This is a genomic window from Solibacillus sp. FSL K6-1523 (assembly GCF_038005225.1).
GTDB lineage: Bacteria > Bacillota > Bacilli > Bacillales_A > Planococcaceae > Solibacillus.
This window is the reverse complement of sequence record NZ_JBBOSU010000001.1, coordinates 377,088-391,325: the sequence shown is the minus strand read 5'-3', so window position 1 is coordinate 391,325 and position 14,238 is coordinate 377,088. Positions and strand designations below refer to the sequence as shown.

14 protein-coding genes and 1 other RNA gene are annotated in these 14,238 nt (G+C 36.2%); 3 read left to right on the top strand and 12 right to left on the bottom strand.

What is annotated here, in order from left to right; genetic code table 11:
• Positions 1 to 105: 105 nt before the first annotated feature.
• From MHI10_RS01910 to MHI10_RS01890, 5 genes are all read right to left on the bottom strand, one after another.
• Positions 106 to 243: a hypothetical protein gene (locus MHI10_RS01910; protein WP_340782428.1), complete on the bottom strand. Its 138-nt coding sequence runs from the start codon at positions 241 to 243 to the stop codon at positions 106 to 108.
• Positions 244 to 449: 206 nt separating this feature from the next.
• Entirely contained in the window at positions 450 to 2,462 is a 2,013-nt protein-coding gene (locus MHI10_RS01905) for a TRAP transporter permease (protein ID WP_340782427.1), read from the bottom strand.
• Positions 2,446 to 2,964, bottom strand: a complete 519-nt coding sequence (locus tag MHI10_RS01900) for a DUF1850 domain-containing protein (protein WP_340782425.1) — start codon at positions 2,962 to 2,964, stop codon at positions 2,446 to 2,448. The genes MHI10_RS01905 and MHI10_RS01900 overlap by 17 nt, the downstream gene beginning before the upstream one ends.
• A 62-nt stretch (positions 2,965 to 3,026) precedes the next feature.
• On the bottom strand, positions 3,027 to 4,067 hold the full coding sequence (locus tag MHI10_RS01895) for a TAXI family TRAP transporter solute-binding subunit (protein ID WP_340782424.1): 1,041 nt from the start codon (positions 4,065 to 4,067) through the stop codon (positions 3,027 to 3,029).
• Positions 4,068 to 4,375: 308 nt separating this feature from the next.
• A complete protein-coding gene (locus MHI10_RS01890) occupies positions 4,376 to 4,918 on the bottom strand; it encodes a superoxide dismutase family protein (RefSeq protein WP_340782423.1) in 543 nt (180 codons plus the stop codon).
• Positions 4,919 to 5,049: 131 nt separating this feature from the next.
• On the opposite strand from MHI10_RS01890, the gene MHI10_RS01885 reads away from it, so the two are divergent.
• The 3 genes from MHI10_RS01885 to ssrS all read left to right on the top strand — a co-directional run bounded on the left by MHI10_RS01885 (position 5,050) and on the right by ssrS (position 6,544).
• A complete protein-coding gene (locus tag MHI10_RS01885) occupies positions 5,050 to 5,232 on the top strand; it encodes a putative motility protein (RefSeq protein ID WP_340782421.1) in 183 nt (60 codons plus the stop codon).
• 206 nt (positions 5,233 to 5,438) lie between these two features.
• Positions 5,439 to 6,083, top strand: a complete 645-nt coding sequence (locus tag MHI10_RS01880) for a YfbR-like 5'-deoxynucleotidase (RefSeq protein WP_340782418.1) — start codon at positions 5,439 to 5,441, stop codon at positions 6,081 to 6,083.
• A 271-nt stretch (positions 6,084 to 6,354) separates the two neighbouring features.
• Positions 6,355 to 6,544: non-coding RNA, 6S RNA (ssrS, locus tag MHI10_RS01875), on the top strand.
• A gap of 303 nt (positions 6,545 to 6,847) precedes the next feature.
• Here ssrS and MHI10_RS01870 read toward each other — a convergent pair.
• From MHI10_RS01870 to MHI10_RS01840, 7 genes are all read right to left on the bottom strand, one after another.
• Positions 6,848 to 7,759: an ABC transporter ATP-binding protein gene (locus MHI10_RS01870; protein ID WP_340782416.1), complete on the bottom strand. Its 912-nt coding sequence runs from the start codon at positions 7,757 to 7,759 to the stop codon at positions 6,848 to 6,850.
• Between the two features lie 12 nt (positions 7,760 to 7,771).
• Positions 7,772 to 8,983, bottom strand: coding sequence for an ABC transporter permease (locus MHI10_RS01865; protein ID WP_340782415.1), 1,212 nt, complete (start codon positions 8,981 to 8,983; stop codon positions 7,772 to 7,774).
• Positions 8,984 to 8,995: 12 nt separating this feature from the next.
• Positions 8,996 to 10,111 carry an ABC transporter gene (locus MHI10_RS01860; RefSeq protein WP_340782414.1) on the bottom strand — a complete coding sequence of 372 codons (1,116 nt, stop codon included), beginning with the start codon at positions 10,109 to 10,111 and terminating at the stop codon, positions 8,996 to 8,998.
• 222 nt (positions 10,112 to 10,333) lie between these two features.
• Complete coding sequence (locus MHI10_RS01855) at positions 10,334 to 10,513, bottom strand: amino acid transporter (protein WP_340782413.1); 180 nt, start codon at positions 10,511 to 10,513, stop codon at positions 10,334 to 10,336.
• Positions 10,514 to 10,947: 434 nt separating this feature from the next.
• Complete coding sequence (locus MHI10_RS01850) at positions 10,948 to 11,625, bottom strand: GNAT family N-acetyltransferase (RefSeq protein WP_340782412.1); 678 nt, start codon at positions 11,623 to 11,625, stop codon at positions 10,948 to 10,950.
• Positions 11,626 to 12,738 (bottom strand): mandelate racemase/muconate lactonizing enzyme family protein, encoded by a 1,113-nt coding sequence (locus tag MHI10_RS01845; RefSeq protein ID WP_340782411.1) that lies wholly within the window; start codon positions 12,736 to 12,738, stop codon positions 11,626 to 11,628.
• Positions 12,739 to 12,751: 13 nt separating this feature from the next.
• The gene (locus tag MHI10_RS01840; protein WP_340782409.1) at positions 12,752 to 13,363 is read right to left on the bottom strand and encodes a flavin reductase family protein; all 612 of its coding nucleotides are present in this window, start codon (positions 13,361 to 13,363) and stop codon (positions 12,752 to 12,754) included.
• Positions 13,364 to 14,238: the final 875 nt, after the last annotated feature.

Below are 14,238 nucleotides of genomic sequence, written 5' to 3'. Positions count from 1 at the left end.
TATACAGCACGATTATAAAATTATTAATAATAGGCGCCTAAACCGTTTGAATTTCCATAAAAAAAGAACTATCCATCGCACTTCGCAAATAGATAGTTCTAGCCATTATAAACTTGAAAAAAAGCCTGCTGGATACTGTTCATATTGCTCAACTGCCTGTGTTTCGGTATGCTCTACAACTTCTACGTCTTGTTCTTCATCCAATAAATAAGTAGCTAACAATGACTTTAAATGGTTCATCATTTCAATCACTCCTAGTTTTCTGAATTTTTAGTATTTTAATTATTACACACGTTTCTACGCATTCGCAACTAAAAAATAATACTCATGCATAATAAGTATATAACCTATCTCAAAAAGAGATTAATCATTTCAATGATATTGAATGGAAATAAAAAAGCCGTTCTCGGTATAACCCGAAAATCGACTTTTTTGACTCAACATACATTTTAAGAAACGGCTACTTTTGATCCGTTTTCTTTATTCTTTGAGAAGATTTGTAATGCCCACATTGCGATGAATACAACTAGACCAATCATATCTGATAATGATTCCGGATAAACCATCGCTAATCCGGCCGCAATGACAACCAATCGTTCCACTATCATTAACTTTCGGTACCAGAATCCAATAACCCCAGCACCGATTGCAATCATACCCATAATTGCAGTAAATACTACCCAAATAATTTCTAACATCGTTACGTCAATCATTAGCAACGCTGGCGAGAATACAATCATATACGGAATAATAAATGCCGCAATTGCTAACTTAGCAGAGTTGACACCTGTTTTGATTGGATCTCCACCTGATATTCCAGAAGCTGCAAAGGCGGCGAGTGCAACAGGCGGTGTAATATCTGCAATAATCCCAAAATAGAATACGAAGAAGTGTGCAGATAATAACACGACGATTGGCACAGCACTTTGCGGTACATCCGGTGCTAATAAAGCAACAATCGCAGGTGCTGCAATCGTTGATGTAATAACATAGTTCGCTGTTGTCGGTGCACCCATTCCTAAAATAAGTGACGCAATCATTACGAAGAATAATGTTAATAAAATGCTGCCTCCAGCTAATTTAACTAAGCTATTTGCAAGTGATAATCCAAGACCTGTTTTTACAACTACCCCAACAATAATCCCGGCACATGCAGTCGCTGCAACTACGCCTAATGCTGTTTTTGCACCATCTACTAATGCATCTAAAATGTCTGCAAAGCCTAAACGCGTATCCTTATTAAACATACCTACTAGAATTGAAGCTAAAATTCCGTATAAAGCGGCATGCATTACAGGTACACCAGCTAACATTAATACAATAATTAATATGATCGGAATTAATAAATAAATTTTCATCAATACTGCTTTACGATTCGGTAATTCCTCATCTGATAATCCACGTAAGCCTAAACGTTTTGCTTCAAAATGCGTCATAATCCAAATACCCGTAAAGTAAAGTAGCGCAGGAATTGCTGCAGCTTTTGCAATATCCCAGTACGTAATACCACGGCCAATAAACTCTACCATTAAGAAGGCTGCGGCACCCATAATTGGTGGCATTAATTGACCACCAGTTGATGCTGCGGCTTCAACTGCACCAGCAAACTCCTTTTTATAACCAAGCTTTTTCATCATCGGAATCGTATAAGATCCTGAAGTTACAACGTTTGCAACCGAACTCCCTGAAATCGTTCCTTGTAATGCTGAAGAGAAGATGGCTACTTTAGCAGGACCACCGATTAATTTACCCGCTAATGCAACGGCTAAATCATTAAAATATTGTCCTACCCCTGTCTTTACTAAGAAAGCACCGAATAATAAGAACACAAAAATAAATGTAGCGGATACACTAATTGGCGTCCCTAAAATACCATCCGTTGAATAGAACATTAAGTTAACAATATTGTCTACACTTTGACCACGGTGTGCCATGAATTCAGGCATATATGGACCAAAATAAGCATATAGCAGGAATAAGCTTGCAATGATCGTAATCGGTAACCCTACCGCACGCCTTGCTGCTTCTAAAACTAAGATTGTCGCAATAAGCCCGATGTAAAAGTCCATTGTTTCCATTCTTCCTAAACTTTGTACAAGACGGTCATAGTTAATTACCCAATATGAACCAACTACGATTGATAAAAGGGCTAAAATATAATCGTAAAACGGAATCGTGTCCTTTTTCGTTTTACGAACTGCTGGAAATAGTAAAAAGATAAAGGTTAAACCGAAACCTAAATGGATTGTTCGTTGAATTTGCGCTGGAAATACACCGAAAACAGCCGTGTAAACTTGGAATAGAGAGAATAGTAATAACCCTACATAAATAATCTTTTTCATTATTCCATTAACATTACGTGTATTCGATTCAATATCATATTTTTCTAATAACGCTTGCTGGTCTTCAGCGGATAATTGTTCAAATTGGTTATCTTCAATTTGTTCATTCTTTTTTGTCATTCAATTTCACACCTTTCATTTTTTCATAGAATGATAGTTTCCTTACTTCAACAAAATAGGATTTCCCTTTTTTCAGATTATCTTTCAAATCATATTCTTCATCACCATAGCGGAGTATTAGCTTATGTTGAACCGAACCAATATGAAGCGTAAAATTAGGCAACTTCGCATGATCATAACGCAATGTATACACACCATCTTCATATGTAAGCGTTTGCCCTTTTTCAGCATAACCCGGCATGCCGATTGCAACATCTGAATATTCCATCGATACTAGTTGCAATTCATTAGATGTTAAAGCCCGATAACTTTCGATGACATCCGATAGGTGAATCGAATGGGTAAACACTATTTGAAAATCGTTTGCTGAATCCAGTAATACGTAGTTTACATTAGGTTGCTCATTCCTTGTTTCCGTAAAAACTAGCGCCCTTTGAAACGGAATGAAACTCGCAGCCACACAAAATATAAAAAAAACACTTACAACAAACCATTTTTTCATAAACACTCACCATCAAAAAAGGACTCTGAAGCATTTATCGCAACAGAGCCCCTTGCTTTGTGTTACTTGTTCACTTCATCAAAATACTTTTGAGCACCTGGGTGAACTTCAATACCGATTCCATCTAAGCCTGTTTCAGCTTTAATGAATTCACCTTTTGCATGACCAATTTTACCTGTATTATCATAGATTGCTTTTGTCATCGCATAAACTAAATCCTCTGACAGATCCTTGCTAACTGCTAGCATTGCACCTACTGATACAGCTGGAACTTCTGTTTCTAAACCATACGTACCTGCAGGAATTGCATCCACTGCATAGTATGGATATTTAGCAATAAGTTCAGCTGCTTTGTCTGATTCAACTGGCACAATGTGAACGCCCTTTGTTGCATTAAGTGCTTCTACCGCACCTGTTGGGTAACCTGCAGTGATGAACGCTGCATCAATTTGACCTGATTGGATTCCGTCTGTTGATTCACCGAAATCTAAATTTTGTGCTTTAATATCGTCCATTGTTAAACCGTGAATTTCTAATAATTGCTCAGCGTTTGCGTAAGTTCCTGAACCAGGAGCACCTACTGAAACTTTTTTACCTTTTAAATCTGCAAACGTTTTAATACCTGAATCAGTTAATGTTACAAGCTGAACTGTTTCTGGATATAATGCCCCTAATGCTGAAACATTATCAATTGTTTGACCTTCAAACATTAATGTTCCGTTTGTTCCATAATAAGCGATATCTGTTTGAACGAAAGCTACGTCACCTTCGCCATTTTGTAATGCTGTCATATTTGCCGCAGAAGCTTGAGAAACTTCAGCAGTTGTTTTAACGCCTGTATCAGACGTGATTAAATCCGCAAATGTACCACCTAATGGGTAGTATGTACCTTGTGTACCACCCGTTAAAATACTTAAATATTTTTGACCTTCAAAATCTAATTCGCCTGTTGAACCTGCATCTGTATCAGCAGTTGAATCAGCAGGTTTCTCTGTATCTTTGTCTGTATTTTTACCTGAATCTTCATCACTACTACAAGCTGCTAACACTAATAGTAAAATACTTACCATTGTTAGAAATAATAGTTTATTCTTTTTAAACATGTTAAATCCCCCTTTTTTTACAACTCTAGTCTATTTTACATACATAATTATTTAAAAGTCAAACAATTTTAAAGATATCGTTTATATTAACAATTTAAAATATCCTTGAAAACGCACTAATAAACTAGTAAAAATCAATATTAACTAACCGTAAAACTAAGGAAATAGTATGTTGTGGATAAAGGTGGGGATTCAATGCATAAGAAATGAATAAATTAATATTTCAGACACTCTGTGCGACCTAAATAAACAATCCTTACTTCCAATGTATAAAAACAAAAAACTGCATCCAAAACACGGACACAGTTTTACTGAATAACACCACAAGCAATTCGCGCACCTGAATTTCCTGATGGATCTGTTTTATAATCATCTTCCTTTTCATGAATAACAACTGAGCTACCATCCGCATCAAATAAAGAATTCGCTTCTCCCTTTTTCAATGTAAATTGTGGCGCAATGAAATTTAATTGGACTTCACCATTTTCATCGACAATTAAATTTGGTAAATCACCTACATGTGGACCAAGTGGATTTTCCACACCATGCTTTTTGTTTGTCGGATTATAATGAGCGCCTGCTGACTCAAAAGTAGGTGCCTCACATTTTCCAACTTCATGAATATGAATACCATGTTCACCCGGCGGCAAACTATTTAATATAGCCGATAGTTCCACACCTTTATCCGTCTCTTGGAAAATTACCTCACCGATAAATTCTTCCTTTGTATTGTACATAAGCGCTTTGGCAGTTAATGTTTCTGGCGCACTTACTGGAACGCTTTTTGATTGAAATAAATTACACCCACCTAACAACAAAAATAGTGGCACGATTATAAGTAATTGTCTCATACTTCACCTCCTCGCTATTAGCGTCACCAGGAAAAGGTGATTTTATTCCATTATTCGTAATAAACATCATAAAGATAAAACTCTAATCCCCCCTCATTTTGACGATATAATAATGAAAGGAGAGGATACTTTTGGATATTAATTCTATGATGTCTGCTCAACTTGCTTCACTTCAACAAACACTGCAAATGAGCATCCTAGACAAGTCAATGAACAATGGCGCTGCTGGCGTAATCGAAATGATGGAAGAACTACCACAGCAAACAGCCGCAGCTCACCCTTACAAAGGGCAAGTCATCGACATTCAAGCATAATTAACAATGTAAAGGCGCTCATTCATCTGGGCGTCTTTTTTAAACACTTAATAAAATTTTTCGCATAAAATAGGATGTCTAATTACTTTATACAGATTTTTTATAGCAAATTGTAAAGCGCATATTAAGTATTTCTTAAGATGCTTTAAAATGCTTTTTTTCGGGTAATATAAGTATTACAATCTAAGTGATTTTAATGAAGAGGAGTGATTTTTATAGGAATTCATGCATTTTTTACAAGCTTAAATGATTTAGAACGCATCATTCGTTGCCCAGGGCGCTTTAAGTATGAAGAACACAATGTCGCAGCTCATTCTTGGAAAGTTTCGCAATATGCCATGTTTTTTGCCACACTTGAAGAACGTGCAGGTAATTCCATTGATTGGAAATCTTTATATGAAAAAACAATCAATCACGATTTCGCCGAAGTTTTTATCGGGGATATTAAAACACCAGTCAAACATGCGAGCCTCGAGTTAAAGCAAATGCTCGCACATGTAGAAGAAAAAATGATGGAAAAGTTTATATCCGAAGAAATTCCACCCGATTTACAAGATGTTTTTTTTGCCCGTATGAAAGAAGGTAAAGATGCAACAATTGAAGGTCGCCTACTCGAATTTGCCGATAAGCTCGATCAATTTTATGAATCCTTTGCCGAACTAAAGCACGGAAATACTGACCGTGAATTTGTCAATATGTACCAAACCGCTCTTACTAAACTGCTTCAAATACCACTTCATGTGAGCGTACTTTATTTCAAAAACGAAATATTAGCAGACGTCATCGCGGAAAAAACGACAATTGACATAGCTCAGCTTACAAATCAAATTTTACAAAATCATAAAGATTAACACCAGAAGGCTTCCCAATTAGACGAGGAAGGCTTTTTTTGTTTTCGTTCAGTTAAAATTCCTTATCTATATGTGGTGAAATGAAATGAAGTGATTGAAGAAAAGGTTACGCACTGATTTATTTTGAAGGAAAATATTCCATCCCCTTTTAGCCGCAGTAAATTCTAACAATATCCGACATCAATTAACATAATTTCTGCCCGCAAATTAGTTGACTTTTTTCTTAAAACAAGCTTTGTTGCACATCTAAATAAGTTAAGATATTATAACAATAAGGCTACGTTGTACGTACGAATATTAAGTTTTAACCTTTATGCTTATACAGGGAGTTTTACATCGAAGTACGAATGGCGCGCCCAGGTTTTTAACTTGGGATAGACAGGAATACTTTTGCGAACACCCACTTTGAGGAGTGGTGGTTTAAAACTTTCTATAATAAACTACGGCAATGTGGCTCTAATACATAAAGCGCATACCAGCAATGGTTTATGGGCACCCTTTCCTTTACTGGTGAGGGTGTTTTTTTGTGGAGAAATTTAGAGTTGGGATAAAATTGAGGTTAAATTTAACATTTTAGTAAAACGTCGTAATGAAAATAAATGATAATCCCTGCTACCAAACTAACAAACCATGCATTATTTATAATTTTATCGATTTTCCCCAAATAAATCCCTCCACACTAATCATAATGCGAAGGGAAAGAATTGTCTTTAATATATTTTGGACGTATTTCAATAATCCAATCCAGCTCGATATAAAGATTTTCAAACAACCTCATGATAATACATCGCATACAAATCATTTAATGTCACGTTGCCAAATATAAACTCTGGTAAATTACTTTCTACAAGAAAAGCGGTTATGTCGCTTAGCGTATCTTGACCTTGTGCGCCAAGTGAAACGAGCGTCATCCCATTCACTAATGTTTGTGCTGATAATGCTGGGTACTTTTGAAGAAGTGCTTGCTTTACATGCTCCGGCATATTTTTTACACGCAACGTCGTTAATGCTGAGTCACTAAACGTTGCAACAATTTCATCAGCATCTACAAGTTTGCCTTCTTTAAATAAGAAGATACGATCTGCATACTTCTCTAAATTATCGAGTAAATGCGAGGCAATAATGATCATTTTCCCCTCTTCTTTTTTCTTCATGAGTATACGGGAAATAACTTCCACATTATTCGGATCAAGACCGTTCATTACCTCATCCATCAACATTATTTCCGTATTCGAAACAATTTGCATAGCAAAACAAAGACGTTGGCGCATACCGAGTGAGTAAGTACCCGTTTTTTTATTCACATAATGTCCCATATTAAGCGCTTCAATCGTTTCATCAATCAACTTCTTATCCGATTTCCACATTGTCGCAAACATTTTTAAATGATCGCGCCCACTCAAATGATTGTATAAATCACTTTGGTCTGGCATCATCGAAACGAATTGATGAATTTTCACTTCTTTTGATTTACTAGAATAGTTTAGCCCATCTTTAAACGTCAAGCTGCCACGGTTCGCCTTTAAATAATTCATCAAGACGTTCATTAAAGTCGATTTTCCAGTGCCATTTGGTGCGACAAGCCCAATCATCTCACCTTGCTGAAAAGTGATACTAATATCATTTAGTACCTTTTTACCGGCAAATTCCACCGTTATATTTTGAAGTTCAATCAACTGTAATCCCCCCTATTTGACCATTTTAAAACGTTTATTTAATGCAATCGCCATCATCAAAATCAATAAAACAACAGTGGAAATAAAGAGCAACAGTAAACCGAAATCCACCGTTAATTGATCTGTCATATAGTAATAATTACGGATTTTCGAAACAATTTGCCCCACCTGTATATAGGAAGTCGGATAGTTTTCCACAGACCAGAAAAAACCTACTCCGCGGTTAAAGTAAAAATTCTCGCCAAATATAATAAGCAACCCAATCGCCAAATTCACCAGTTCATTGCGGAACACCACACTGCTTAATAAGACAACCGCAATCATGACAATAAACCACATCATGATTAGTAGGAAGCATTGCGTGAAAAACATACCGAGGCTCATCACATCTAGTAGCCCTTCTTGCATCCAATTCATGTTCGCCGTATAGTACGGTACCGGTATTGCAAAATGACCAAAACCACTTTGCAACCCAATAATTATAATTCCTACTAAAATAGGGATGAATAATGCCACTCCCCCTAATAAGGCAACAAAACCTTTCACAAAGAGTTTTTTCCAGTCTGCAATAGGAAAACCACGTAAAATTGTTGGATTACGTCGATCCTTCGTCACAATGTCAATGGCTAGCAAGAGCGCACATGCGATTAAAATAAGTGGGAGCGGACCTTTTAATAACCTTTCCAACGTTTGCAATGCTGTCCTTTGCTCAAACAAGGCAATCGATAAGTTATAATCTGCTTTCGCAAAAAATTCGTAGCGTTTGGCATTTTCGAAATAGGCATAAAACGCATCGTCCTCAGCATATTGGCTACCATATGTGTAGTAACGAGGATTGTAAAAGAACGAATCATTTTGATAGGTAAAGCTATTTGTAATGTCATACCACCCACTCGTCGCTTCAGCATAAGTACTCAAATCCTTACGCTCCAACGCATCGAGCCGCTTTTGATCATACGGATTAACATAATTAAAAATTTCTATCGCCATAAATACAGAAGGATGCGAGCCCGTTAAATCTTTCATCGCCATATCCTGAAGAAATGTCGCTCTCGTTAAATAGCGTGCTTCAATTTCATCCTCATCTACCTTTTCGATTGGATCATAGGCAGGTGCAACTTTAAATGAATAAAAAATAACGGCGAATAACAGTAAACAGTAAATTGCTAGATTTTTTTTATTTGTAAAAAACTGTACCCATTCAAACTTAAAATACCGCCACATTTGCAGTCCCTCCTATGCCCTTGTAATTTTTCCAGTTGAAAAGAATGTCTTAATAACAAACAGCATGATGCCTATACTAATGCTAATTACGAGCACCCCTACATTCATCGTAATATCAACGGGAACAGCAAGCTCAAGTGGAACACCACTCAGCACTTCATTAAAATTCATATAGTGGAATGGATTATACGGCATATATTGAATCAGTGGCGGAAACATTGTCGGTAGGAAAAATAAGATGACATGAACAAATAAAGTTAAATACATATTTTTTAGTAATACATTTAATATAATTGAAAATAACATGATGAAAATTGAAATAAGTAGCATATAAAAAATCCCTATCCCTATGTATTGAAGGGTCGTATAAAGTGTGGGTTCCCCATTATAAATAGCAACTGGATAGCGCACATCCCCTTGTCCATTTCGTAATAATGGCAGCGCACAAATAAATATGACAGCGATAAATGATAATACATACAAAAAGGCCGTAATACATTTCGTGAATATATACTGATCAAAACGAATCGGAAAGCCTTTTATTAAACTTGAATGGTCAAAGTCATCCAATAAAATCGAGCTCGTATAAAAGCTGACAAATACATACCACCAAGCCCCTATCATACTAAAGAAGTATAATAAAAACGGAAAGTAGTGTAGTGGCTCTTGCATGCTTTCACTGCCACTTTCCACTAAAAAGGTATAATACAATTGGTCCATCGCATTTTTTATACGCGATGGATATAATTCCGCTACTTTCTCATACTCTTCTAAATCAAATGCTTTTTCACGCAAATTAGCAATTCGTAAAGATGTTTCAAAATAGAGCGGTGGTTGTTCGAATTTTAATGTAGCAATTTGCAAGGCAACCGCACTTTTTTGTTGATTTAAATTTTTATACAAATCGCTGCCGTCACCTTTTTCAGAAGCATCAACCACTTGGAATTTGGAGAGCGCTGCCTGAGCAGAATAAAAATCTGCCCTTTTTTCAACAACACCATCCCCAATTGCTTGTGACTTCATGTAAAACATACAGCCAAAAACGATACACATAACAATTAGTATGGAGAACAAATTTTTTCGGTTCGTTAGCTCAATCATGAGTCCGATTTTAAATGCGCGAATCATTTCCTTCCCCCTCGATTTCTAGCTTCATTCATTAATCAACTTATTCTTAAATAGTTTATATGTAAGAATATTCCCACTTTTAATTATACATTAATTCCCTTCTGATAAAAATTACAAAAAAACACCTCTTAAAAAGGTACAAAAATATGCACACATTTTTCGAGATGCTTTTGATTAGGTAGAATAGTAGATTTCATTCAATTTTAAGATTGTTTATGTCCGTTAACTTATGAGCCAGCCAAATAGAAAGAGTACAATAAAGATTGCAGCACAACCAATCAGGAAGTATCCAATGAGGCGAATCATCTTCGGCATTTTCTTCAAATCCGCATTACTAGGAATTCCGCCAACATGCTTTTGATAATGCTCGCCTACATCGTTAAATGGCTTTTTTTCATTCATAATTAAAGACCCCCCCACACTACTTTCTACTCAATACGATTCAGTTTTTGAATTGGTTTCAAATGAGAATATTACTTCTGTGTTTTTTCAAATTAAATTTTAAAAATCCGAAAGCGCAGCCAATACAGCATTACTCGCATTTAAAGCGCTTTCGATGTTTCCCTCTTCCATTTCACTCAGCATAAAACACTTTTAAAAACATTCAGAATATTGTATTATTAGAAAAAGGAGATGATACGAATGACAAACTACACTTATTTAGACTGTGATGAAAATGATGTATCTTACTTGTATGAGGATGATCAGGACTTCTTTGATTTAGACAGTTTCGGTGACAACGATATTTAATAGGGAGCTTACAAATTTCATGGAATCTAAAAAACAATAAAGGATGTGGCAAACGTTTAAAATTACGCGCCTCATCCTTTTTGCTGTTACTTCACATATTTTACGAACCACTCAGACTCATTTTGACGCATTGAAATACCGATATAGCCTTCCTTTAGTAACTTTTGCTGACCTTCTGTATCCGCCATTGAAAGTTCCGTCTCACTTGCGAAATTTCTTATTTCCTCATTTAAAAATTTCGCAAATACATAGCGTAACTTCCCACCGTATTTATACTTTAAAGCCGCAACATGCATTCCTTGCGAAAATTTATCCTTTAAGCTCGCGATATTAAATGGCATGACCGTCGCACAAATGACGCTAAATTCATTCGTATCCACTTGCTGCATAATAATATCCGCCATCGTTCGCTGCAAGCCGTATCCACGAAATTGTGGATGCACATTTGAAATTTCTTGATAAAGCACTTGTTGCAACTGCGCATATGTCGTCAAACCTACATCCAGTCCCAAGTGCTCCTCATCCATCCCTGGCTTTAGCAACGCACGGAAGGCCATTAGTGAACCTTCCGCAAATACACCAATCATTAAGCCGTTCCCTTGTAAAATATTGCGTAGCTCGCCCTCGTCTAGCGGCTGTAAAATCGCTTTATCCGGCAATGCCTCCACAACTTCTTGCTGCAATACTTCCAACTGCGGAATATGCGCTTCTGTTAACAATTGCACTTCATATGGTACTTCACCTAAAAAACCTGTGGCAATCATTTACTGCACCACATCTTTTTCACGCGTTAATTCAGCTAAAATCGTTTCATCTACTTCAATGCCTAAGCCCGGTTTTTCGTTTAACTGAATAAACGGTACATCATATTGAAGATTACCGATATCTTTTGAGAACTTAAGTGGTCCTGTTAGCTCCACACTCGTAAACGCTTTATTTGAAAAGGCTACATGGAACCCTGCTGCTGAACCAACAGAAGATTCAACCATAGAACCGATTTGACATTCAATGCCTGCCATTTCAGCCATATGAGCAAGCTTCATCGCTGGATAAATGCCCCCACATTTCATCAATTTAATATTCACTTTATCCGCTGCACGCTTCGCAATAATTTCACGCATATCACGGAAACCACGTAAACCTTCATCGATCATCATTGGGATTGATGTTTTTGATTTAATTTCTACCATGCCATCAATATCATCCGCGCGCACAGGTTGCTCTAGCCAATCAATATTTAGACGCTCTAATTCACGAACCGCTTGCATCGTTGTCGAACTGTTGACCCAACCTTGGTTGACATCAACACGAATCGCAATATCCTTGCCAATACGTTCACGAACTGCTTGAATACGTGCAACGTCACTTGTCACATCACGTCCAACTTTCATTTTGAATGACTCATAGCCCATTTCTACACGCTCTGCTGCTTCATTGGCCATTTTTTCAGGTGTGCCAATGCTTAACACATGCGTAATTGGGAATTTTTCATGATAACGACCACCTGTTAATTGGTAAGCAGGTACATTTAACTTTTTGCCGACAAGATCAAAGCACGCAATATCAATCGCCGCTTTTGCTGCTGGTGCACTATAAATAAGTGCGTCCATTTTCGTATGAAGCGCCTCAAAATTCATTGGATTTTCACCAATCATTGCGGGTGCTAATGTATGCTTTAATACTGCATAAGTCCCTTCCAATGTTTCACCTGTTACATGCTCATCTGGAACTGCTTCTCCCCAGCCAATTAGTCCACATTGCGTCGTCATTTTTACAATGATCGATGGCATATTTGGATACGTACCATAGCTAACGATAAATGGCTCGATTAATGGTAATTCAATATTAAAAATTTCGATTGTTTTTATTTGTAACATAATTTATTCTCCTTTAAAGTGGACGCTCTATTGTAAACTGCTTCCCTATTTTAGCATAATCATTCCCTGCCAAACGACTAATGGCAGCTAGTCCAATTGGATCAATCCGTCCATCTTCATAAATACTTTCTTCTATATGATAATGGGTTACTTTACCAATGATTAAATCACAGCCTTTACTTTCTCCATCACCACCAAGTTCTAAGGCCGTTTCAAGCTCACATTCAATTCGAACTTTTGCTTCTTTAATACCAGGCACTCGAATTGTAGTACTATCAACCAACGTCAACCCAACTTTTTCGACTTCACTTTCCTCAGGTGCTAAATTCGCTGCGGTCCCATTTACTTTTTCTACATTGTTAGTATCTACAATATGTACAACAAATTGCTGATTTCCTTTTATATTACGGGCTGTATCTTTCATCTTCCCCTGTTTCCTTTGAATGCTTACTGAAATCATAGGAGGATTCGATGAAACAATATTAAAAAAGCTGAACGGTGCTGCATTCACAACACCATCCTCTGACATTGACGTAATCAATGCAATCGGACGTGGAATGATTGAACCAATTAAAAATTTATAATTATCTCGCTCTGTTAATTCATTCGGATCAATAGCTCTCATTGTTATTTTACCTCTTTCTATTTGATCAATTACACCTCGGTGTAATTGCGTATTTGCTATTCATTCCACACTTAAAGTAGGAAACTTTGGCTGAAACAAGTTAATTCGACTTTATAGAACTCTCCCCAATGCGTCAAATCGTTTGAAAAAAAGCGCCTTAAATACAGCGTATATTTATACAAACCTACACATTGCACTTTTCAAGCTGCTTTTATGAACGTAAATTTACTTTTCATAAATAAAAATATCAGTTTCCTTCATTCGAATAAATTGAACTATTCTCTGCGAAATCAATTTTTCCATCTCGAAACAACGAAAATATCATTTCATGAAAACTGTTATAAACAGTTTGTATTTTATGAAAGAAACGACTCAAAGGCAGTTATCAATTTTCTGACTTCTCACCTAATACACTGATATATCAATGCATAATACTATTTACAACTAATTTATTCTGTATCAGTCACTGTTATATTATCGTAGGAAAGGTAATAACTCCAACATTCCACATTAACCATTATTAGAAAAACAACAGATAACTTAGCTATTTTTATTATTCAAGCAGAATTTTTATTCACCTTCGATTTATTTTCAAATTTCACCTTTTTTTATTCCATAATTATTCCCCTTTCTTGCAAAATATCTGAAAACGTTGATTTATCAACGTTACGAGTAAGTAACCTAGCAATAAAATTTATTCGCCAAGTACAATTTTTTTACGCAAAAAGAGATATTTACGTTTTTTCGACATAACTTTTTTAAAAATTTTACTTGCCTAACATAATAATTTGATGTTAAATTATTGTCATGGACGTTCATAGATTAGACATATTTACTTGAGAGAGAAAATTATTGCACTATCGCATTTTTCTTTT

What these genes read in the sequence shown, in the direction of transcription:
- MHI10_RS01840 (WP_340782409.1), bottom strand. Translation starts at nt 13,363, where the DNA reads ATGAGAGCTATTGATCCGAATGAATTAACAGAGCGAGATAATTATAAA.
- MHI10_RS01855 (WP_340782413.1), bottom strand. Translation starts at nt 10,513, where the DNA reads ATGAATGAAAAAAAGCCATTTAACGATGTAGGCGAGCATTATCAAAAG.
- MHI10_RS01890 (WP_340782423.1), bottom strand. Translation starts at nt 4,918, where the DNA reads ATGAGACAATTACTTATAATCGTGCCACTATTTTTGTTGTTAGGTGGG.
- MHI10_RS01860 (WP_340782414.1), bottom strand. Translation starts at nt 10,111, where the DNA reads ATGATTCGCGCATTTAAAATCGGACTCATGATTGAGCTAACGAACCGA.
- MHI10_RS01865 (WP_340782415.1), bottom strand. Translation starts at nt 8,983, where the DNA reads ATGTGGCGGTATTTTAAGTTTGAATGGGTACAGTTTTTTACAAATAAA.
- MHI10_RS01895 (WP_340782424.1), bottom strand. Translation starts at nt 4,067, where the DNA reads ATGTTTAAAAAGAATAAACTATTATTTCTAACAATGGTAAGTATTTTA.
- MHI10_RS01910 (WP_340782428.1), bottom strand. Translation starts at nt 243, where the DNA reads ATGATGAACCATTTAAAGTCATTGTTAGCTACTTATTTATTGGATGAA.
- MHI10_RS01905 (WP_340782427.1), bottom strand. Translation starts at nt 2,462, where the DNA reads ATGACAAAAAAGAATGAACAAATTGAAGATAACCAATTTGAACAATTA.
- MHI10_RS01900 (WP_340782425.1), bottom strand. Translation starts at nt 2,964, where the DNA reads ATGAAAAAATGGTTTGTTGTAAGTGTTTTTTTTATATTTTGTGTGGCT.
- MHI10_RS01850 (WP_340782412.1), bottom strand. Translation starts at nt 11,625, where the DNA reads ATGATTGCCACAGGTTTTTTAGGTGAAGTACCATATGAAGTGCAATTG.
- MHI10_RS01845 (WP_340782411.1), bottom strand. Translation starts at nt 12,738, where the DNA reads ATGTTACAAATAAAAACAATCGAAATTTTTAATATTGAATTACCATTA.